Raw genomic sequence first — 21,176 nt, 5'->3', positions numbered from 1 at the left:
GAGATGTCTCTCCGCCCTTTCGAACGGCCACTGGCCCTCCTCGGACTCAGCTGACCAGCACCGCCCCCAGAACCTCAGACTTTGCAATCACCCTGGTAAGACTGGCGCCGTGGTGCGCACATCTGGAGACGGTGAGGTGCGTGCTGCAACCAGACCGGTCATCGAGCTGGCTTTCTATGGCGATCTCTTCCCGGATGACACCTACGCGGAAGGCTACCTCCCCTGGAAGGGCAGGCATCCGGGCACTGTTGACGGAACCTCGGATGTGTGGACGGCGAACCGTACTCCCGAGGTGGGAGACGAACTGCTGCGTCCGTTGGTGGCCGCCGCTCTATATGTGACGGAGCACATCGCGCCGCGGATCATCGAGCTGCGCAAGCAGGTACCCGATGAGGCGCCGGCCTTTGGGAATCGGTACCCGAGAAAGCCGCCGATCCGGGAGTTCCAACAGCTTCTCCAGCGGTACGTCCGGTCCGGGATGCCGCTCCCTCAGGTCTACGTCGCAAAGGTCGTTGAACGGCTCAATGATGGCTGGTCAGCAGAGGATCCGTTGCTGCTGCTGTCGTTGTCGCATCTGGCGAGGGAGGCGGGTTTCCGGCAGTTCCGTCGCCCCTGGCTCGATAAGTTGCGGCCGTTCTTCGAGGAAGCCGTAGCCCAAGTAGGAATCGAGTACCCCTACGGACGAGACGCGGAACTCATCAGACGGGCAGACGGAGAGGGCGAGGTTCCTTGGACAGAGCCGGTATCCCCTCGGGACGTCGCTCTCCAGATGTCTATGCTGGTTTGGGCAGCAGCGGTGATCGTGGTGGCTGCTGTGGCCGGCATGCGGTCGTGTGAGTTGATGGAATTCAAGCGTGATTGCTGCTTGCCGCCTGAAGAGCGTGCTCCGGGGCTTTTTCGCTATCGCGTCCAGGGGAAACTGATCAAGGGGCAGAAGTTGGGCGGAGTTCGCGACGAGTGGGTCGTGGTGAAGGAGGTGTGGGACGCTATGAGGACTGCGGCAGCTGTGACTCCCACCCGTGAGCGGGCCGGCCGAATCTTCGGACGATTCGCCTTTGACTCATGGTCCAATCAGTTTCGCGCCTGGGTCAACGGGCACGCTGGACGTCGTCTGGGGCTTGATCCGATCCCGGACGGCGCGGTCACGTTGAGGATGCTGCGGCGGACGCTCGCTGTGGAGATGGCATACCGGCCGCACGGGCTGATGGCGACGAAGTTTGCACTGAAACATCTGCATGCGACCACGACCGAGGGCTACACACGCCGTCCGGGTGGCGCCCAGGGCAAGTTCCTTGCCGAGGTTCAGAGTCTGGAGGAGACCCGCAACGTGGAGATCCTCGTGGAGGAGTTCGCGAACTTCCAGGACGGAATCATGCCCGCCGGACGGGGAGCGACTGAACTTGTGACGTTCTTCGAGTACATCGACGAGCTTGTGAAGGAGCACGCGGCGGACGAGACGAATGTGCTCATGAACGACACAGAAATTTTGGGGCTGATGCGCAAACGCGCGAGCATCCTCCACGTTGGGCTGGCGAACTACTGTTGGTTCGCTGATCCTTCCCGGGCGCTCTGTCTGATCCTGGCCGGCTCCACGGACGCGGATCAGCCCTTGATCGGGATGTGCGACTCGGCCCGCTGCCCGCAGGCGACCCATCATCAGCGACATCGGCCTGTATGGGCCGAACACGAACGTAAGCAGAAGGTGTTCCTCGGGCAGCTCGGTGTCACGCGCAAGCTGGAGGGCCCGCGCCAGCAGGCCGAACTGGAGCGGACTCAGCGGGTCTTGGCAGAAATCGACGCCGCAGGAGCGGAGACGTGAGGATCACGGCCGAGCAGAGGCGGCAGAACGAGGACCGAATCCGCGCCGCCATGGATCGCTTGCTGCGAGGCGAGATTCCAGCCGGTGGCAGGTGTGACGTACAGACTCTGGCGGCCGAAGCTCAAGTGGCGCGGGCCGCATTCTACAGCGGTCGCCCGTACGAGCATCTGCGCAATGAGTTTGAGCGCAGGTTGGCCGCCCTACGTGAAAGCGGGGCGATCCCCGACCCGAGGGACGCGCAGATCGCCCGCTTGAAGGAGTCGATCGCGAAATTGAAGGAGCGATTGGCCGTCAGCGAGGCGAAGGAAACCGAGCACGACAGCTTCCGTGAGCTGGCTCTGTCACGACTGGCTGCCCAGCATGACGAGATCGAAAGGCTTCGGGAGTTGCTGAACGTCAGTGGCGCGGTTCTACCGCTCGTCGGGAGGGTTCCAGGTCAGAAGTGATCAATCCTTACTGAAGAATGCTCGCCGATTATGGAGAGCGTGCTTACCCCACTGGATGGGCGTTGATCCAGGAGAGACCACCGAGGTCGAGTCGGTGGCGTGCGCGTGTGACGGCGACGTAGGCGAGGCGGGCGTCGGTGTCGGTGATCGGTTCCGGGACCGGCTGTCCCTGAGCATCGAGTTGGTCAGTGTCCTTGGGAGGCGGGAAGTCGTCGCCGATCTTCACCGTGGACCATTCGCGTCCTTTCGCTTTGTGAGCCGTGGATACGGTCACGTCGGCATGCTCCTCGTCCGTGAGTTCATCGACCGAGGCGAGGATCGCATCGGGACCGTGCGTGTCGACGAGGTCGACGAAGGGCTGGAGGTCGCCGCCGGCGGGGTCGTGGACCGCGTAGTCCTGTACTTCGCCCCAGGAAGAGAAGAGGACGAGTTCGGGGTGGTTGGTGCGACGTCCTTCTTTGAGATCGCGAGCCGCCAGCGCCAGTGCGGCGAGCGTGTGCCCACCACGGGTGAGTGCTACGCGGTGGCCTTCGGACAGGAGTCGCATGACTTCAGCCATGGCGCCGATGTTGGTGCGGCACAGCACCGCATCTGGGTGGGCGATGTCGCCGACTTCAGTGGGGATGACCTCGCTGCCGGTCAGGCGGATTGGCGCGTCGGCGAGTTCGAGCCAGCGGTTGGCCTCGGCGGCGAGGAGGGGGCCGAAGCGGAAGGAACGCGACAGCATGAGGGCGTTGGCGTCGAAGTCGGTCATCACGTCGCGGGCGCCACGCCAGCCGTAGATGGCCTGGGCAGAGTCGCCGACCATGACGAGTTGGGCGTGGGCGCGCTGGGTGTTGAAGACCTGTTCCAGTACGGGGTTGGTGTCCTGGGCTTCGTCGAGGAAGAGGAAGTCCGCTTCGATCTTGGGTTGGGTCAGGGCCCACATCTTCAGGTAGTGGTCGTGTTCGAAGCGGACCGCGCCTTGGTCCGGGTTTTGCAGGTCAGTCCAAGCCTTGGCTGCGAACGGCAGGACTGCGTCGGCGAGTTGGAGGTGTTCGGCGTTCGTCGCCAGGCGGCGAAGTTGCGGTACATGGTGGCGGGCCAGTGCGCGGTCGGCTGAGTAGCAGAAGCGCGTCACGGTGCGTAGCACTGTGTGGGAGAGCGTCTTGTGGCTGATCTCGTGTTCGCCGATGCGGGTCGGCCGGGTGATGCCGAGGGCCTGGCCGGTCTTCCAGGCAGGCTGGCGGGGGCCGTTGAGTCGGCTGGCATAACGGTGGCCGAGTGCTGCGTATGCGGTCGCATGGGCAGTCTTGCACGTCACCGTACGTGGGAAGCGTGTGGCGGCGTCGCGAGCGATGTCCTTGTTGAAGGCGAGGTAGCGGCCACGTCGTTTGGTGCTGGCGGCGAGCATCGTGAGCGTCGTGGTCTTGCCCGTTCCGGCTCCCGCTTGCAGGACGAGATGGCGTCCTGCTTGGAAGACGTCGGCGGCTTGGACCTGCTCGTCGGTCGGTGTGGGCACAAAGGCTCCTCAGGAAGAGGTGGCGGAAGGCTTGCCGCCTGGTCGGCGGTTGTGATGGCTGAGGAGAGTGTTCGCTGCGCAGAGCAGCAGTTCTTCTGGGGTGTGTTGTGCCAGCAGCGCGTCCAACTGGGTCGCCAGATGGCGGGCGCGCTCTTCTTCGTGCCGAGCAACAGTGTCGGTCACGGTCTTTCTCAGGAAGTCCCGGGGCCGTTGACCGCAGGCTGCCGCAGTCTGTCGTAGGGCGGGCAGTGTGGCTGAGAGCGAAGTTCAGCAGGGCCCGGCCCTGCCGGTCCGGGTAATGACTGGTCAGTACATCGAGGGGCAGCACAGCAACGAGTCGATGCCGAAGTGCTCGCAGCGCGCGCCCAGGAGTCTTCGCGCGCTGCAGAGTCAGCAGTCGGGTGTGGTCGGCGTTACTGGCCAGAGTTACAAGACGACGGGCACGATGTAGCTCACAGTCGGTGGCGGGCCGGGTCAGGGTGATCTCAATCGCATGATGCGCGGTCACGACTGCGCGGCCCTCCTGCTCCGGCCGGCAGGCCCATGAGGTCGGGCGAGTGTCGGTAGCCGGGTGTGGATGTGCTCGTGGTGGATGAGCGGATCGAAGGGCTCCCACTCGGTCACCGTCACATCGGCGGCCGTGGGAGTGACGGCGTGCTCGGGGCAGCGTTGAGCCCTCCACCGCAGTTGCTCGGCATAAGGCAGGCCGGTGAGCGTGTAGACAGCCATTGCCGCGCCGGGCAAAGGAAGTTGGCCGTGCGTTGTGATGGTGGGCACGAGAGTCCACACGCCCGCCCAGGTCTCAGGTGTGAGCAGTGGACTCGTGCAGCGGTGGCGGCGTCGGGTCTGCGCGACGCACTGGATCTCGTCCACCGGTCGGTTGGCGAGGTAGCGCACGTACAGAAGTTGCACGACAGGACGGGTCGGCCGGCAGGTAGTCGTCGGTGGGGCTTCGGTGTTCGACAGGGCGGAACGGGAAACGAATGCTCCGCTGTCGATCAGGCGCCGGCTGCAGACCGCCAGAGGTCGCAATCCTGCCAGTTCGGGTACGAGCGGAAGGGCGTCGCGGGCGGGGCACAGAATGGCGTGCGGCAGGCGGCACCAGCCGCATCCGTCGCCTGCCGGATTAGCGACACCGCAGCTGACGTGCCAGTGGCAGGTAGCGGGCACCTTCTCGGCAGGCAACTCCTGAGGATGCAGGCGGATGGGCCGCTCGCCGGTGCGGTGGTACCACTCGACTCGGTTGCCGCAATCCCGGCAGCGGTCACTCTGACCGCACTACAACAAACGGCTGGCACTATCGCCGCCTACGCGCAGAGAACGCCTCGCGCGGACATGGACGAAGCTGCCATCCCAACGACGTGGGGAAGGGGGTGTAGATCGCATGCGGGTGAACCTGCCAGCCGACACGCCATTCAACCGGCGTCACTACCGCAGGTGTCCCTCGGACTGCCGCATCAAGTGAGACTGACATTCGGGAATGCGCTCGCGCGTTCTTATCGGGCCACCCATTCGGGCGGTTGGCGATTGCCGCCCCCGAGGGCTGTCAGCCGTCGACCTTCTCGGGGGGCTCGTGTCCGTTGCACAAGGTGGCGAAGAGCTCGTCGAGCGGGGTGCTCAGGGCGTGCGCGAGGGCATGCCAGGTCTTCAGAGTCCCGATCGTCCGGCCCTGCTCAATCTCGATAAGCGTCCGTCTGGCGAGGCCGCTACGGGCGGCGAGCTCGTCATAGCTCCATCCTCGGGCCGCCCGCAGGCGCGCGAGCTCCAGGCGGAGTGCCTCGAAGTCCGGATCGGGCGGAAAGATCGTCACTTGACCATCCGACGGGGCAGACCCCTGCCCTGTCAGTGCAGACCTCTGCCCTATTTCCCCAGGTGGTGGCGCGGGCGAGAGGGCAGATGTCTGCACTACCGTGTGCGGCCGTCGCTCTCTCTTGAGCGGACAACGGCGCGGGACAGGACTGGGAGGAGCGCGCGCCCTATGAGGCTCCGCACAACACACCCGACGGCGCGGCGTGCCTGGATTGTGGAGCTGCGGCCCAGTTCTGGCGGGCCGCAGCTTGTGTGTCAGCAGTGCGACCACCAGGGCGCGCTGCTCGCTGCCGTATCCGCGCGCTCCGCGGCGCTCGAGCATCTGGCTGGACATGCTCGGCGTGACGTTCTGCCGACATACCTGCGCACCTGTCAGTGCCATGAACGAGGCTGTCGCTGGCACCCCCGGCACCGTGGCTGCGCCGGTCCTATCCGTTTGCTTCTGGCGCGTGAGCGGGGTGGACGGCTCTGGCGCCTCGCCGATGCGTGTACGGCCTGTGCGTCGGTGACGGAGCAGGCCGCCATGGTTCCGGAAACCTTCCTGCGTGCGGCGGTGACGTCGTCGGACAGTGTCGCGCGGCGCCGCAAGCGACGGCCCAGGGGGCCGGGCGACCAGATTCGGGTCCGGGAGATGCTCAGTTACCTGGCCGCAGCCCTGCCAATCCGCACCGGGGCTGGGGCCCGGCTGCTCGCCGTGCAGTGCGCACTACGCATGGACTCTCAAGGACGGGTCCGGCTGCCGACTGGAGTCCTGCGCAGCCTTCGCCTCGGTCATGATCCGCTGCCGTGGAGCGAACTGGAGCAGGCGCGGTGGCTCCGTAGAACGCCGACCGCCCCGGGCTCTGCCAGCAGGGTAGTGGTTGCCCAGATCCTCGACGAAATGTTGTTTGCCCCCGCACGCCCAGACCGCAGGAGTGCTGCTGACTGGGCGCTGCGCATGGCGAAAGGCGGCTGTGCGGGCACTGATGACCCCCTTGTGCGGTTGACCGTCCTCTGCCTTGCGGCACACACGGACCCATCTACCGGTCGAGGGTGTGCTGAGACGGACCGGATCGCGCGTGAGTGTGGACTCATCCCTGCGGCTCTGTTTCCAGTGCTCGACCGAATGGCGGCATCCCTCGCCTCCTGGGGCGTGGCCCTTGCCTCAGGAGACCTGTGGTGGGAGCTGCTGCCGATGGGCGGTCGGTGCCAGCAGGCGGTCGGCCGATCGGGCGGCGGTGTGAGTCCCGAGGGCTGACGCGACCCCCCGGTGCTTGATTCGTTACGAAAGGTGTCGGTCGGCTGCAAACCGTTACCCGTCCGCCCCGTCCTGAGTTACTGCATCACGCCTGCGTGAGGTGCGTCGAAGGGGTGATTTTCCCAACTGTGCTGCCTGGTTGCGGAAGTGACGGGGTGGTGCCTGTTTCGTTCGTTGCTCACCTCGCCAAAGAATCGCTGATGTGTTCGAATCTAGTCGCTGACCGGGGCTGATGGGGTTAGAGTAATCGAACGAGCGTACGATGAGCATATCGGGCTTATGGATGAAAAGGGGTGGAGTGATGGAGGTGCGGCATGGCGGGCTTCGCTCATCTGCACGTCGCGTCCGGTTACTCCGCTCGCTACGGCGCATCTCACCCCGAGCAGCTCGCCCGGCGGGCGGCCGGGCGGGGCATGTCCGCGCTCGCGCTCACCGACCGGGACACGGTCACCGGCGCCGTCCGGTTCGCGCAGGCCTGCGCGAAGGACGGGATCCGGCCCCTCTTCGGCGTCGATCTGGCAGTAGAAGCCCTTGTGCCCTCGCCAGCCGCCCAGCGCCGCCGCGCCCCGGCGCGTGGCGGTGCACACGTTGTCGAGCCGCCGCTGCGGTTCGTGCTGCTCGCACAGAACCGGGCGGGCTGGGCGCGGCTGTGCCGCATCACGTCGGCCGCCCACGTCGGTGCTGTGTCTGGTACAGCGCCGGTGGTGTCGTGGGAGGCGCTGCGCGAGTACGGCGGGCCCGGCCTGACCGTGCTGCTCGGACCGCTCTCAGAGCCTGTGCGGGCGCTGTCGGTGGGCCGGGAGGACGTCGCGATGAAGTTGCTGGCGCCCTGGAAGGAGATCTTCGGAATGGGGGCCCGATTGGAAGCCGTTGCGCAGAAACGTTTCGGCATCGGTCCGGGATCCCTGCGTCTGGCCGCCCGCACTCTCGCCCTGGCCGACCGCGCCCACACCCCCGCCGTGCTCTCCAACGCCGTCCGCTACGCCGACCCCGACCAGCACCGCCTCGCCGACGTCCTGGACGCTGCACGACTACTGAGGCCGATCGACCGGCGTCGCCTGGACAGCGGACAGCGCTGGCTCAAGGGCGAGCGAGGAATGGAAACCGTCGCGCGAATGATCGCCGAATGTGCCGGAGGGGACATTCGGCGGACCCGCCGCCTCGTAGCGGACACTGCCGCCACGGCGGCCGAGTGCACCGTCGATCCGGTGGCGGACCTCGGGCTCGGCGCCCGGCACTTCCCGGAACCGGCGCTGTTCGGCGCCGAGCCCCGAGCGGGCGCAGCCGCGCAGCTGCTGCGGCGGCGGTGCGAGGCGGGCATGGTTCGACGCGGCCTCGACCGTGACCGAAGGGCGCTCGACCGGCTGGACGAAGAACTCAAGGTGATCTCCGCGCTGGACTATGACTCGTATTTCCTCGCCGTCGGCCAGGTCGTGGCCGACATCCGGGCAAAGGGCATCCGGGTCGCGGCCCGCGGCTCCGGCGCCGGCTCGATGGTCTGCCACGCGCTGGACATCGCCACCGCCAACCCGCTCGATCACCGTCTTCTGTTCGAGCGCTTCCTCAGCGTGCGCCGGGCCTCGCTGCCCGACATCGACATCGACGTGGAATCCGCCCGACGGCTGGAGTGCTACGACACGATCTTCGACCGGTTCGGCAAGGAACGGGTCGCCGTCACCGCGATGCCCGAGACCTACCGTGCCCGCCGGGCATTGCGTGACACCGGCCTGGCCCTCGGCATCGCACCCGCGGACGTAGACCGGATCGCCAAGAGCTTCCCGCACCTCCGCGCTGCCGACATCACCGGCGCCCTCGCCGAACTGCCCGAACTGCGCCAACTGGCTGCCGAGGCGCACCGCTACGGTTCGCTGTGGGAGCTCGCCGAAGGCCTCGACTCCCTGGTCCACGGCATGGCCATGCACCCCTGCGGCGTGGTCATCAGCGACGCCACCCTCCTGGACCGACTGCCGGTGCAACCCACCCCACAGGGCGATTACCCCATGGCCATGGCCGCGAAGGAGGAGATCGAGGCGCTGGGCAATATCAAACTGGACGTCTTGGGCGTCCGGATGTTGTCCTCAATGACTCATGCGATCACCGAGATCGAACGGGTGACCGGCAACCGCATCGATCTGGACGACCCGAAGCAGGTGCCGCTCGATGACGTCTTCGCATTCAAGCTCATCCAGGACAGCCGGACCCTGGGCCTGTTCCAGCTGGAGTCGCCCGGCCAGCAAGACCTGCTGTCCCGGCTGCAGCCGCGCAACCCGCAGGACGTCATCGCCGACATCAGCCTCTTCCGCCCCGGCCCGGTTGCCGGCGGCATGCCCGAGCGCTACATCGCCGCCCGCCATGGCGGCACACCGTCGTACGCCCATCCGGACCTGGAGCCGGTGCTCGCCGACACCTATGGCGTGACCATCTGGCACGAGCAGATCATCGAGACCCTGTCGGTCATGACCGGCTGCGACTACGCGCTGGCGGAGATCGCCCGGCGAGCGCTCGGCGACAAGGAGCGGCTGCCGCAGATCAGGGAGTGGTTCCACGGCCTGGCACGCACGCGTGGCTACAGTGCGGCGGTCCGGGACGAGGTCTGGAAGACCGTCGAGGCCTTCGGCGCCTACGGCTTCTGCCGGGCGCATGCGGTCGCCTTCGCTGTACCGGCTCTGCAGAGCGCCTGGCTCAAGGCGCACTACCCGGCGTTCCTGCTGGCAGGCCTCCTGGAACACGACCCCGGTATGTGGCCCAAGCGGGTCCTGGTCGCCGACGCCCGCCGGGGCGGCGTACAGATCCTGCCCGTCGACATCAACCGTTCCCAGGCGAAGCACACCGTGGAGAAGACCGACGGAGACCAGTGGGGCGTGCGGCTCGCGCTGTCCGCGGTGCACGGCATCAGCGAGGAGGAGTGTGCTCGGATCGAAGAGGGGCAGCTATACGGATCGCTGTCGGACTTCTGGCAGCGGGCACGCCCCAGCAGACCGGTCGCCGAACGCCTCGCCGAGGTCGGTGCCCTGAACTGCCTCCACGACGGCCGCCTCACTCGGCGTGATCTTCTGCTCCAGATCGCCGAGTTGCACCGGCAGTCCCGCACCCGTTCTGCGCACGAGGGGCAACTGCCCATCGACGCGAACGCTGTTGGCGGAGCGGAGCCGAGCGGCCTGCCAGAGATGACCGGACGCGAAGCCCTGAGCGCGGAATTGAGCACCCTGGGCATCGACGTCTCCAAGCACCTGATGGAGCACCACCACCGCCTCCTGCGGGAGATCGGCGCGACCGACGCGGCACACCTGGCCAGCTTGCGCGCCGGGCAGCAGGTTCTCGTCGCCGGTGTACGGGCCTCCACCCAGACCCCGCCGATCGCCAGCGGCCGGCGCGTCATCTTCGTCACCCTGGAGGACGGCTCCGGCCTGGTCGACCTGGCCTTCTTCGAGGACTCCCATCCCGCCTGCGCGCACACCGTCTTCCACAGCGGGCTGCTGCTGGTGCGTGGCGCGGTCCAGGTGCGCGGCACCCGCCGTACCGTCGTCGGCACCATGGCTTGGGACCTGGACGAGATCGCCGCCGCCCGCCGCGACAACGGCCCCGAGGCCGCCCTCGCCCTCCTCGGCGAGAGCCGCCCGCACCCGACCCCCGCCCAGCCGCAGCGCACCTTGGCCAACGGCACCACCGGCGCCCGCCTCCACCCCTACGCCGACCTCCAGCCCGCAGGCACCCGCTCCGCCGACCTGAAGAAGTTCGGCCACCGCAGCCCCGGGAGCGCGGGATGAACGGGATGACCACGCGGCAGCGCCACATTGCCCACCTTTACCTGCACGCCGTGCTGACCGGGGATCAGTACGCCGATGTAATCGAACTGATGTCTGGCGTCACGCCTCATGTCCAGGCCGTCCCGCCCAACGCCGTGCAATTGGACCTGACATCGGCGCTCCGGTACTTCGATCTGTCTCCCTACAACGTGGTCCAGTTGGCGAAGATCAGGCTGAAGGCGCTGTACGGCATTGACAGCAGCGCCGGGCTCGCGGGCAACCGCATGCTGGCGGCCATGGCCGCCGACGCCTCTGCACCGGGAGACACCACCTGTGTTCCGATGGGTCAAGCGGCCGACTGGTTGTATCCGCGGCTGGTCACTGCCCTGCCCGGGATCGGCCGCACCACAGCGGAGACGCTACGCAGATACGGCCTGCACACCATCGGGCAGGTCGTCGATCTGCCCGCCGGAACCCTGCAGCGACTGCTCGGCGCAGGTCCCGCCCGGCTGCTGGTCGAGCGCGCCCGTGGACACGACCCACGCCTGGTCACCCCGGGGGAACCTGCGGCGCATCTGGTCGCTGACCTGGCGCTGGAGCGGGACTGTCTCGACCCGGCACAGCATCACCGAGCAGTCCTGGGGCTCGCCGACCAGATAGGCCAACGCCTGCGCGGCGAACGCCGGATCACCAGTCGGCTCACCCTCACCGTGCGGTACGCCGACAGCAGTTCCACCACACGTACGCGCACGCTGCCGGAACCCACCAACCACTCACCCGCCCTTGCGGCAACCGCCCTGGGTTTGCTGAACGCCCTTGGGCTGCAGCGGGCGAGAGTTCGCGCCTTCGTGATCCGTGCCGACGCACTGCTGCCGGCCGACAGCGCCTACCACCAACTCTCCATGGATCCGGGCGACGATCGCGCCCGCGTGGCCGAAGCCGCCGCCGACCGCGCCCGCCGCCGCTTTGGACCCGGGGCCATCCGCCCAGCGACTCTGGCGGACTGACTGCTGCGCACCTCGCCGGGGGTTCGATGCTGTTGCACCCCGGCCGCCACGCGGACCGACTGGGTGTCGATGATCACCAGGGACGGGTCCTCTAATCGTCTGGACCGCTCCCGCACCTGGCAGCGCAGGATCTCCTGGATCCGCTGGTCAAGGCCATCCTGGCGCCACAGGGTGAAGTAGTAGAACACCGCCGACCAGGCTGGGAGGGCGTGCGGCAGGAGCCGCCACTGACAGCCCGTCCGGTTCTGGTAGAGCAGCGCGTTCACTACCTCACGCAGGCCGCAGGATCCCGGGTCCCCCGGTAGCCGACCGCGCACCCGCTCCTGCTTCCACGCGGTGACCAGCGGCTCGATCAACGCCCACAGCCCGTCGGACAGGTTCCTCGCCAAGAAGCACCTGCGCACCAGGAAGTTCGGCTGGGCGGTTGTTGCCTTCGCCGCCGAGGACTCCCTGGGACTGATCGCCCTGCACGGAACCGTTGTTGCACCCAGACCGTTTCGGGACTGGCGAGGTGGGCCGAATGCCGGTGGTGAACGGCGTCGGTGAGCCGTGTGCGGGAGAACCGCACGCACTCCGCCACCGCGCCAGTCCCCGCCCCTACATGAAGCGGACTGTCCGAGGTTTGACCAAAACGCGGGAAGTGCTCCTGATCTGCAACGATAGGACTTGCTGAGGGTCCCGTTGGTTGCGAGGAGAGAAGCACTTCTCAGGTGAAGTAGCGTATCGGGTCGTACCCGCCTGTCCGTGTCGAGGGCGGCGGCCGCGGGGTGGTCTCCCAGGCCGGCTCCGTCCTGCTGGTGGAGACGATCCGCAAGACCGGCCTTGATCAGGCGATATCCGCCGCGCTCGCTCCGTGGCGCAAGCACCGGACCTTCCACGACCCGAGGAAGGTCCTCCTGGACGTCGCCCTCGCGGTCGCGCTGGGCGCGGACTGCCTGGCCGGCGTCGGCATGCTGCGGGCGGAGCCGGGCGTGTTCAGGGCCGATGGCCTCCGCCTGACGGTCTCCCGCCTGATCGGCAGTCGGCCGCAGGAGGGATGCGGGTTCTGGCCGCGCTCCGTACGGCCCGAGCCGAAGTACGCGAACACGTCTGGAGGTTGGCCGGTGACGCGGCGCCGGACTTAGTCGGACAGGTGATCGCGGACATCGATGGGGTCCTCGTCCTGGCGCACTCCGAGAAGCAGGACGCCGCTGCGATGGTCGGTCTGGAACGCGCGCCCGGTGCCGGGCTAGGGTCGCCCACGCTCAGTGGCGCGTCCTGGCCCGGCGATGCGCCCGAAGGCGCACGGAGGAGTCGCTCAGCCGACACACTCGCCCGGTGTTGGCAGCCAACGCCGGATCGGCTTCTTCGCCGCCGCCGCGCCAATGTGGTGCGCGCCTCGCCGTCGTGGGTGACGCGTTCCCACGCAGATCGCTTGACGGGCTCGCGCAGTCGCCACCGCGCGTCATGTGCGTGCTTCCGCCAGGCGTGCGGCTGGAGGATCACCCCCGGGGCTCACGAACGTGGTCCTCCCGCTCGAAGACCACGAAGCTCATGGGGGTTCCGGCGGAGAGAACGTCGATAATCGCAAGCCCGTAGTGCTCCGCACAGGTCGCATTGGTGATCGCCACAGTGTGTCCGGTGTCAGCGACGGCACGGCGACACGCAACGCTGTTCGACGTTACCGGCTCGGCCTTCACGTGGTCCGCGAGGGACAGCGAGGCCAGCAACCGGACGGTGGCCGGATGGTGGTAGATCTTCGAAAAGCCGGTGGGCCGTTGAGCGTTCCGCGACGGAACAGCCAGCACCATGTCCGGCAGCGGCGCAACGAAGGCCTCGACCGCCCGCAGAGCGGGGTCGAAGAAGAACCGTCGGATCTCAGGGTAGGCACCGGCCACCAGAAGCGCATCGTGGTGGCCCGCTTTCACTCTCTCTGCGGCCTTCTCGAAGGTCGGGTAGCCCAGCAACGTACTTGCTCGGCCTTGGGCGGCCCACTCCATTCCCACCGTCACACAGCACGTGAGGCCGGCAGGGTCGTCTGCCAGCGTGGCGGCAGAACGGGACCGAAGAGCGTGATCGAACTCTGCGCGAAAAGCAGGCTTAAGATCATTCATTGTTTTCAGTTCCATGAAGAATAAATTCACCGTCCTCAGAGGAATGCTCTCCGTGAAACGAGCGGAGCGCGTCGCGGCCACGAGAAAACCAGTCTTCATGCACCGTGATGCGCTGGGTCTCTGCGATCACCACTCAAAATCCGTAATCACCCAGGTGGAGAATTCTTGCCACTCTGCCACGCCACGCCGATGCACTGGGTGATAAAGGTAAGTTTCTACGTCCGCCTGATTCTTGAAGCCGCCGATGATGGCATAGTCATATGCAATCTCTCGTTGAGCCAGATTGCGCCCGCATTCCCATTCAAGAATCTCTGGTATTTCGTTCGGAAGGGCCCGGACGTTCGCTTCTGCTTCGAGGAATCTCGGGTCGTCCCAGCTTACGCCGACGTCAAACTTGAACAGAACGACATGTCGAATCACTGCTTCTCCATCTTGAATGCGTTTTCATGGAAACTTCGGAAATGCCGCCACATTTACCCGTAGCTTCAGGAAGACCGGGTGGACTCTGGGTGCGGTAGAAGGGAAGGCGGACGCCCGGGTTCCATTTCAGCGGGAGGGGCACTGCTCCAGGTTATGGTTGTAGTGGACCTTCAAGCGGCGGACTTGCGGTGGTTGACATTACCCGACAACGCCAGCTAGCGTCAGGGAAAATTCGGTTGACTACTGTATGAGCTAATGTCCGTTTCGCGCTACATGGATCTGCTATGCGGAGACTGTGGATGTGGGTGGTCGGAGCGCATTTCCCTTTCGATCCCTAGCTGTGGACCGTCTGCAGTGCACCTGGGGGGCAGTGCCGCAGGCGCCACTTTGCGTCTTTGGCGGTAGCACCTCCTCATTTTCGCAATCGGCGCACGGCAGTGTCTAAGGATTTCCCCCAGCCTTGCTCAGGCGACTGCGAGCACATGGAGATCCCCTGGCTGGCAACTCGGTCATTAAAACCTGCTCGCGTCATCCGTGGGGGAGCGCTCAGCTCACTCCAGAATATTAGCGAGGATATAATGAAGATCGCCGATTTGAACCTCGTCCCGAGTGAGGAACAGAGCCAGCTCATTGCGCTGAGCAGGGGAGGTACTCTGCCTTTTCCTGCGGAGAAGACTGCTGCCGATCTCTTCCGGGAAAGGGCAGCAGAATCGCCTGGTAACCGGGCTGTCGTGTTCGGGGAGGAGCATCTCACCTACCAGCAGCTGGACGAATGGTCGGATCGGGTTGCCTGCGATCTCATTGAAGAGTACGGAATTTCCACGGATAGCGTTGTTGCGTTGTGCTTCGGTCGTAGCATTGAGATGATCGTCGCAATACTCGCCGTGTGGAAGGCCGGTGGTTCCTACGCCCCCATGGAACCGGACATCCCCGATGATCGAGTGCGGTACATCCTGGAGGACACTGCCGCGCGGATAGTCCTCTGCTGCGAGGGGCAGCTGAACCGGGTGTCCGATCTTTGCGCAGAAAGTGAAAACAGGGCGGCCAGAGTCCTCGACGGCGAGTGGGGGCGCCAAGGACGCCGGCGGGATCACCCGGTGGCGCGGAATGCCGAGACTACCGCTGGCAGTCTGGCTTATGTCATCTACACCTCAGGGACGACCGGGTTGCCCAAGGGGGTGGCAATCGAGCACCGATCCGTTGTAAACCATGTGTCGGTAAGCGCGGCCCGATACGGCATGGCGGGTTCGGGAGAGGAGGTGCTGCTCCAACTGCTCAGCTACGCCTTCGACGGCGGCGTGTACCCGATGGTTCTTGCCCTGCTGACCGGAAACACGCTGGTCCTGACCCCGGATCAACTCTGGCTGTACGGCGACCGCTTCACGGACTACCTCAAAACTCATGGCGTCACCCATGTGAACGGGACGCCTACTCTTTTCCAGCATGCTGGCATAGGTGCAGTACCCACGCTGAAGCGCCTGGTGGTCGGGGCTGAAGTGCTTGATGCCGCGTGCCTCAACGAGATGACCCGTGTCAACAAGGTTCCCGTCTTCAACGAGTACGGACCGACGGAAGCCACGGTGTCGACCGTTTCGCAGCAGGTGCGGAAATTCGATCTTGCCATTGGTCGGCCCCATGACAATGCGCAGGTCCTGGTGCTTGACGACGCAATGCGGCCGGTTCCAGTGGGTGCGGTGGGTGAGATCTTCCTCGCTGGACCAGGCGTAGCTCGCGGCTATTTGAATCAACCACAGCTTACAGCGGAAAAGTTCATTCCAAATCCTTTCCAGACTGACGCCGACAAGGCAGACCTCTCGCATGGCCCCGGGGGGGCTTATAGCCGCCTGTACCGCACTGGGGATCTCGCTCGATGGCGTTCAGATGGAGTCCTTGACTATGTGGGACGTAACGATTCTCAAATAAAGATTCGCGGATTCCGGGTAGAAGTCGCCGAGGTCGAGTCGGTGATCAGCTCGTACCCCGGGGTAATGGACAGCGTGGTGCTGCCCATTTGGTCCGCCGCGCGAGATGCCGAGGAGGGAGGTGTTACTGCTCTCGTCGGCTACTACGTTGCCGACACGGCACTGGTCGAACGGGAGATGCTGCGGCACCTGGAATGCAAGCTGCCGTCCTACATGGTTCCCGGTGCGCTGATCCACATCACTGAACTGCCGGTGACGACGAATGGAAAGTTGGACACCCAAGCACTGCGTGCCCTTCAACCAGCCAGTAAGAGCGATGACGCAAACATCGGCACAGAATTGGAAGTCCGCATACAGTCCATTGCGGCAGAGATCATCGGGGTCGCACCGGAGGCGATTGGTTTGGAGGACGATCTTTTCCAGCTCGGTCTCAACAGTATTCTGGCGGTCAAGCTGATCACCCGCCTCGAGTCAGATCTGCAGAGCGAGATCGGGGTCGCCGCCCTTTTCTCGTATCCGTCGGTCGCGGAACTCGCGGCAAGCCCGGAGGTGGCCGACGCGGCTTCTCTCACCTGAACGTTCACAGCACGGGGTGTAGAGCGAACGGGGCGTCCGCCGGCTGAAGAGCCGGCAACGACTTCACACTGATGTCGAGTTGACGATTGCGACGCGTGACGGCGAGGCTCCTGGCAGGCGTGGACGACTCTGGTCAAGAAGTCAAGGAATCGTCTGCCAGGAGCCTCGTGGGCTCCGACCCGTCCGTGATCGTTCCGAGCAGCAGCCTACGAAACAACTGTTGACCGTGTCCTATGTGGTGACGCGGATGACGGTAGTTGCGGGGGCGTTCGTAGCGGTGGTTGAGTCGGCGGTAGCCGGTCAGCCAGGACATGGTTCGTGGGTGTTTGCGGCGGAGACGCCGACGACGAGGGGTAGTCCGTTCGCGTCCGACAGGACGTGCATTTTGGAACCCGGTTTGCCCGGGTCCCACGGGGCTCGGACCTGTGAGTTCACCCCCTTTTTCGCCCTCACCCACATCAGGCGTGTCCTGCGTACCACCGCCCTGCGGACGCGTCTTCGACAGAGGGATTAGCGGCTCGGTGATCTCCCACAGCCCGTCCGGAACAATCCAACTCCACGTACCCAGCCCCATGAACAGCCCAACGGCCGCCTCACCACAAAGGACACGGGCTAAATACTCAGGCGGTGCTTGATTTGAGCAAAGTACGGAATGTGCTGGTAGTCCTTCACCTCTGAATCGAAGACAGTGTAGGCGTCCGTGAGCCCGAGGAGCCTCTCCTTCACCGCTTCGACCGGCTCCGAGTGGATGCGGCTTTCAATGCTCTCAATTTCTCCGATGAAGGCCGCGAGTACTGCGGGTAGATCGGGAGTGAGACCGATCCTGCCCTCTACGAGGCGAATACCACCGTGCTCCGAGAGATAGTTGAAGAGCAGTTGCGAGGCGACTGCGTCGTAATTGGGGCGCGGAATTCCTTCGACAGCGTACCGCAGAAGCCGCTCTGCGAGAATGAATTCGTAGGCCAAAACGGCCTCTTCGCGAGGCAGATCCTCGTCATTCAGGCAGACGAGCATCCCGGATACGTCGACCCGTAGCTCTTCCAGACCTGCCAGAGGTTTCGCCTTCTTCGATGAGAGGAAGTTCGGAATAGGCATGTCTCCCTGCCGGTGATGGTACTCGTGCAGCCGGACCCACCAGGCAGCCGCCTGCTCAACTTTCTTGTCGGAAGCTCCCTGGATCACGGGAAAGCTACCCAGCACCATGACTGCGTCGATCATTTTCCGGGTGATCCGATTGTGCCGCTCAACAAACTTGTCGATGAAGTAGAAGATAAGGTCGTCAGGCTCTTGGATTCCGTCGATGTGATTCTCCGGAAAGAGAGCAACCACGACCCTGGAACGGAACCCGGCGGTTGAACCAACGATGCTGACAGGCATGGTGTTGCTTGCATACCGGTCCGCCAGGTGAGGATCCGTTTCCAGGGCCTCGTAAGCCAGGAAGTCCAGGCTCAACTTGGGAAAGTAAGATGCATCGAAAAGTGAAAAAATGTGGTTGTCCCGACGCGTGTTGATGTGCGCCTTGACGGCTTCGAGGCGACTTCCTTCCCGAAAGGATCGCGCATCCTCGAGAAAAGCCTGCACAGCGGCGAGACGGTACAGCGAGGGGCTGCGCTCAATTTCTTTGACGATCCTCTTGAGATTCTCTTCATCACGAAGTTCGGAGCGCCCTGGAAGCGTATTCCGGATTTCGTGAACTGCCGCAACTATCTCGTCCATTTTATCCACTCCGTGACAATTTGAATGATTACCGGGACCCAGTCGGCACCGACTCCTGGCCGGCTCAGGATTCAAGAGCAAGGGAGATGAGATCCCGCTCCATCGCTGTAAGGAGAGCACACATCTCATCAAGACTGAAAGTTGAGGAGTTTGCGAACATAGAGATGCCGAGGTGCGAATCGGTCTCCATGAACTGAATCAGGAAATGCCAGATTCGCATGTCCATCGAATCCTCCTCCTCTAGTTGCGAGGAATTTCTGAGCTTGAATATCTCCTTAGCTGTCAATATATCCTGGATCCGTTTACGCGGCTCACGGATATAGTTTGCATGGTAGAGAAAACTATCAGGGTCGAACCCGCGCCGGACGGCGATCTCCTGCTCGATGGAGTTACGCTCGGCAGGGTCGTATGCCCCATTGAGCAGCGAAAGGAATACCTCTCGGTTCGCTGCTCCACTGCCTATGGCATTGCCTTCCTTCCCTCTGTCGAAGAACGCTATACCACGCTGAGCCAGAACTCCGATGTATGAGTCCGTCTCTGGCCTTGTTCTGTTCGATGACATCACCGGCAGGGGGCACTGAGGGGAGTCGAAATGGCTGCACAACCGGTGAGCCAAGGTTTTGAAATACACTGCGGACCGAATACTCTTGTGGTGTTGAACGAAGCGGTCGACGGCGTGGAGAGCGGCAGGTGAGTTCAATGTCATTCTGAGGGTTTTCGAGCTCCTCTTACCGGAGAGAGGCAAAAGGGGCGTCGAGACGCGGGAAAGGCGGTCCTCCCAGTGCTTAAGGCTTTTGGCGCCGGCCCGCCGGCCCTCCTCGGAGCCCTCGTAGGCGGCTTGGTCCAGTGGCTGCAGGCTCAGCGGCTCCAGCACACTCTGCTGCACGTGCCCCAGGTAGCGTTGCCTCAGCAGAGTGCCACCCGTCGCGTCCGACACAATGGGGCTCGAGATGAGAAACGCCTTGTCTAGCCGTCCCCGGTGGGTGAACAGGACCGCCCGCACGGGAGGGGCCGAGGCGTGGTCCAGACGCCTGGGCAGGAGCTCACCGATCACCTCGCCCGCTTCCTCGCCGGCTTCGCACAGATCAACCCGCATCCGGTAGCCGGATCGCACGGTCTGCCTCGGCTCTCCGCTCTCGTCGGAGTAAGTCGTCCTGAGCGTCTCGCATTCCTCCATCAGCCGGGCCAACGCGGTCAGTCCGGTGGGCACGCTCACTCCCGTCGGCACAGGCAACTCCAAAAGAGTATTGAGATTTCCCTGACGGTCCGCCAAGCCAGCGAGGGCGTCCCATTTGTCGCGTTGCGCCCAGGTGAGCGCAGCTGAAGAATCTCCCCTTGCTCCCTTGATGTGGATTTCTTCGACACGCATGGACATAAGCCTGGTCTTTCTCTTTCGAAGGAGAGTGGGACACCGACGGACCGAGGTCGCGCGAACGGCAGTGAAATGCTCCGCGCCCGACGTCTGTCATGGCGTCATTCAGGTTTGATTCCCTCACAGATGGCCGTCGAGAAATCTTCGAAGCTCCCCGAGCCAAGCAGCTCAGCCAGATCGATCTCCTGCGCCAGGATTTCTTCCAGCCGGGTCGCCAGTTTCACCGCAGTGAGGGAGTCTCCGCCGAGGTCGAAGAAGTTGTCCGTAGCCTTGACCTGTGTACCGAAGGCTTCGCTCGCTACGCGGAGCACCACCGAAAGGTTTTCTGCGGCTTCCATGTCTATCTTCTCTCAATGTGTTGTGATCGCCGACGGGAATCGACGCACGCAGCGGAAAGGCGATGAGTCTCGTCAGATTACGCGCCACATCCAATCATGACGGTCCGCTACCTTGCCGTACTGAATGGCGAGAAGGTGTTCACGCAGCGCCACGGTCCGTTTCCCCGGAGTGCCCTCACCCATCACAAAACTGTAGTTCTCCCCCTTGAATCCGACGACCGGGGTAATCGCTGCAGCAGTACCCGAGGCGAACGCCTCGGTGAAGCTTCCCTCAGCCACCCCGGAGCGCAGCTCATCGAGAGAAATAGACCGCTCAGCGGGAATCAGTCCGAATTCCGGCGCCAGGGTGAGTACGGAATCACGGGTAACTCCTCCCAGAATTGTCCCGAGCTTGGGAGTGACCAGGTAGCCGTCCGAGGTGACGAAGAAGAGATTCATCGTGCCGGCCTCGTCCACGTTCCCGCTTCCTCCGACGCCGTCCAGGTACACGACCTGATCACAGCCATGCTGCTTGGCCTCGAGTTGCGCGGCAACGCCCGCGGCGTAATTTCCTCCACATTTCACTTCACCCGTGCCGCCCAATGTGGAGCGGGTATAGCGGCTAGTGACCCACAGCTGCACTCCCTGCTGGCCGGAGGCGAACAGAGAGCCGGCCGGGCAGGCTATGACGGAATAGATGGCGCGTTCAGCAGGTCGAACGCCCAGGAACTCGCCCGCAGCGAACATGAAAGGTCGGAGATAAAGGCTCCCGTCTCCCGTGGTGGTTGGAACCCACGGCTCGTCCGCGCGCAGGAGCGCTTCGACACTTGCGATGAATTCCTCTTCCGGCAGTGGAGGAAGCGCCAGACGCTCTGCGGAGCGCGCGAACCGCCGAGCGTTGAACATCGGCCGGAAGAGGAAGACTCCGCCGTCTCCGTGCCGGTACGCCTTTAACCCTTCGAAGATCTCCTGCGCGTAGTGCAGCGCGGCCGTGCCCGGGTGCAGAGTGAAAGATTCGAGTGGACTGATCCGACGCTCGTGCCAGTTCTTCTCGGGCGTCCACACCGCTGTTGCCATATGGTCAGTGAAGTGCCGACCGAACTCCGGCGATGCGAGAATGTCGTGGCGATCCGCGTCAGGCAGGGGAGCCGTGGAGCGGGTGAGAGGGTAGTGGGGAGTCATGGACTGCTCACCT

Annotated in this window: 16 protein-coding genes and 4 pseudogenes; 7 read left to right on the top strand and 13 right to left on the bottom strand. The window is 64.4% G+C overall.

The genetic code is table 11. The features are described from left to right. The first annotated feature begins 109 nt into the window (after nucleotides 1-109). Nucleotides 110-1,819 (top strand): site-specific integrase, encoded by a 1,710-nt coding sequence (locus ACZ4SA_RS19755; RefSeq protein ID WP_468276046.1) that lies wholly within the window; start codon nucleotides 110-112, stop codon nucleotides 1,817-1,819. After that, on the top strand, nucleotides 1,816-2,265 hold the full coding sequence (locus ACZ4SA_RS19750; protein ID WP_403466450.1) for a hypothetical protein: 450 nt from the start codon (nucleotides 1,816-1,818) through the stop codon (nucleotides 2,263-2,265). Before ACZ4SA_RS19755 ends, ACZ4SA_RS19750 begins: the two co-directional genes overlap by 4 nt. A 43-nt stretch (nucleotides 2,266-2,308) precedes the next feature. Here ACZ4SA_RS19750 and ACZ4SA_RS19745 read toward each other — a convergent pair whose 3' ends face one another. Both ACZ4SA_RS19745 and ACZ4SA_RS19740 read right to left on the bottom strand, forming a co-directional pair. Continuing rightward, entirely contained in the window at nucleotides 2,309-3,766 is a 1,458-nt protein-coding gene (locus ACZ4SA_RS19745) for a UvrD-helicase domain-containing protein (RefSeq protein WP_468276043.1), read from the bottom strand. A gap of 9 nt (nucleotides 3,767-3,775) precedes the next feature. Continuing rightward, nucleotides 3,776-3,949 carry a hypothetical protein gene (locus ACZ4SA_RS19740; RefSeq protein WP_468276041.1) on the bottom strand — a complete coding sequence of 58 codons (174 nt, stop codon included), beginning with the start codon at nucleotides 3,947-3,949 and terminating at the stop codon, nucleotides 3,776-3,778. Between the two features lie 67 nt (nucleotides 3,950-4,016). Between ACZ4SA_RS19740 and ACZ4SA_RS19735 the strand changes: the two genes are divergently transcribed. Further along, entirely contained in the window at nucleotides 4,017-4,217 is a 201-nt protein-coding gene (locus tag ACZ4SA_RS19735) for a hypothetical protein (RefSeq protein WP_468276038.1), read from the top strand. 53 nt (nucleotides 4,218-4,270) lie between these two features. On the opposite strand, the gene ACZ4SA_RS19730 is transcribed toward ACZ4SA_RS19735, so the two are convergent. From ACZ4SA_RS19730 to ACZ4SA_RS19720, 3 genes and pseudogenes are all read right to left on the bottom strand, one after another. Continuing rightward, on the bottom strand, nucleotides 4,271-4,678 hold the full coding sequence (locus ACZ4SA_RS19730) for a hypothetical protein (protein ID WP_468276036.1): 408 nt from the start codon (nucleotides 4,676-4,678) through the stop codon (nucleotides 4,271-4,273). A gap of 93 nt (nucleotides 4,679-4,771) precedes the next feature. Next, a pseudogene (locus ACZ4SA_RS19725) lies at nucleotides 4,772-5,032 on the bottom strand (DUF6083 domain-containing protein); the annotation flags it as partial. Between the two features lie 280 nt (nucleotides 5,033-5,312). Further along, nucleotides 5,313-5,576 (bottom strand): helix-turn-helix transcriptional regulator, encoded by a 264-nt coding sequence (locus tag ACZ4SA_RS19720; RefSeq protein WP_405893120.1) that lies wholly within the window; start codon nucleotides 5,574-5,576, stop codon nucleotides 5,313-5,315. A gap of 1,550 nt (nucleotides 5,577-7,126) precedes the next feature. On the opposite strand from ACZ4SA_RS19720, the gene ACZ4SA_RS19715 reads away from it, so the two are divergent. After that, nucleotides 7,127-10,579 carry a DNA polymerase III subunit alpha gene (locus ACZ4SA_RS19715; protein WP_468276033.1) on the top strand — a complete coding sequence of 1,151 codons (3,453 nt, stop codon included), beginning with the start codon at nucleotides 7,127-7,129 and terminating at the stop codon, nucleotides 10,577-10,579. A gap of 5 nt (nucleotides 10,580-10,584) precedes the next feature. Continuing rightward, complete coding sequence (locus ACZ4SA_RS19710; RefSeq protein WP_468276031.1) at nucleotides 10,585-11,565, top strand: DNA polymerase Y family protein; 981 nt, start codon at nucleotides 10,585-10,587, stop codon at nucleotides 11,563-11,565. Here ACZ4SA_RS19710 and ACZ4SA_RS19705 read toward each other — a convergent pair. Next, a pseudogene (locus ACZ4SA_RS19705) lies at nucleotides 11,544-11,969 on the bottom strand (transposase); the annotation flags it as partial. The gene ACZ4SA_RS19710 and the pseudogene ACZ4SA_RS19705 sit on opposite strands and share 22 nt — an antisense overlap. Before the next feature lie 318 nt (nucleotides 11,970-12,287). Between ACZ4SA_RS19705 and ACZ4SA_RS19700 the strand changes: the two are divergent. After that, a pseudogene (locus ACZ4SA_RS19700) lies at nucleotides 12,288-12,760 on the top strand (transposase); the annotation flags it as partial. A 286-nt stretch (nucleotides 12,761-13,046) separates the two neighbouring features. On the opposite strand, the gene ACZ4SA_RS19695 reads toward ACZ4SA_RS19700, so the two are convergent. After that, nucleotides 13,047-13,757 carry a hypothetical protein gene (locus tag ACZ4SA_RS19695; protein WP_468276029.1) on the bottom strand — a complete coding sequence of 237 codons (711 nt, stop codon included), beginning with the start codon at nucleotides 13,755-13,757 and terminating at the stop codon, nucleotides 13,047-13,049. 27 nt (nucleotides 13,758-13,784) lie between these two features. Continuing rightward, nucleotides 13,785-14,078 (bottom strand): Dabb family protein, encoded by a 294-nt coding sequence (locus ACZ4SA_RS19690; protein WP_468276027.1) that lies wholly within the window; start codon nucleotides 14,076-14,078, stop codon nucleotides 13,785-13,787. A gap of 578 nt (nucleotides 14,079-14,656) precedes the next feature. Between ACZ4SA_RS19690 and ACZ4SA_RS19685 the strand changes: the two genes are divergently transcribed. Then, entirely contained in the window at nucleotides 14,657-16,576 is a 1,920-nt protein-coding gene (locus ACZ4SA_RS19685) for a non-ribosomal peptide synthetase (RefSeq protein WP_468276025.1), read from the top strand. A gap of 315 nt (nucleotides 16,577-16,891) precedes the next feature. Here ACZ4SA_RS19685 and ACZ4SA_RS19680 read toward each other — a convergent pair. From ACZ4SA_RS19680 to ACZ4SA_RS19660, 5 genes and pseudogenes are all read right to left on the bottom strand, one after another. Next, a pseudogene (locus ACZ4SA_RS19680) lies at nucleotides 16,892-17,150 on the bottom strand (IS5/IS1182 family transposase); the annotation flags it as partial. A gap of 38 nt (nucleotides 17,151-17,188) precedes the next feature. Further along, the gene (locus tag ACZ4SA_RS19675) at nucleotides 17,189-18,292 is read right to left on the bottom strand and encodes a DUF6421 family protein (protein WP_468276023.1); all 1,104 of its coding nucleotides are present in this window, start codon (nucleotides 18,290-18,292) and stop codon (nucleotides 17,189-17,191) included. Between the two features lie 64 nt (nucleotides 18,293-18,356). Next, complete coding sequence (locus tag ACZ4SA_RS19670) at nucleotides 18,357-19,661, bottom strand: hypothetical protein (RefSeq protein ID WP_468276020.1); 1,305 nt, start codon at nucleotides 19,659-19,661, stop codon at nucleotides 18,357-18,359. A gap of 104 nt (nucleotides 19,662-19,765) precedes the next feature. Next, complete coding sequence (locus tag ACZ4SA_RS19665; RefSeq protein WP_468276018.1) at nucleotides 19,766-20,002, bottom strand: phosphopantetheine-binding protein; 237 nt, start codon at nucleotides 20,000-20,002, stop codon at nucleotides 19,766-19,768. A gap of 72 nt (nucleotides 20,003-20,074) precedes the next feature. Continuing rightward, on the bottom strand, nucleotides 20,075-21,163 hold the full coding sequence (locus tag ACZ4SA_RS19660; RefSeq protein ID WP_468276016.1) for a branched-chain amino acid aminotransferase: 1,089 nt from the start codon (nucleotides 21,161-21,163) through the stop codon (nucleotides 20,075-20,077). Between the last annotated feature and the right edge of the window lie 13 nt (nucleotides 21,164-21,176).

The organism is Streptomyces sp. NPDC027962 (assembly GCF_055566095.1).
The sequence above is the reverse complement of the archived record's forward strand: the minus strand, read 5'-3'. Positions and strand labels throughout refer to the sequence as shown.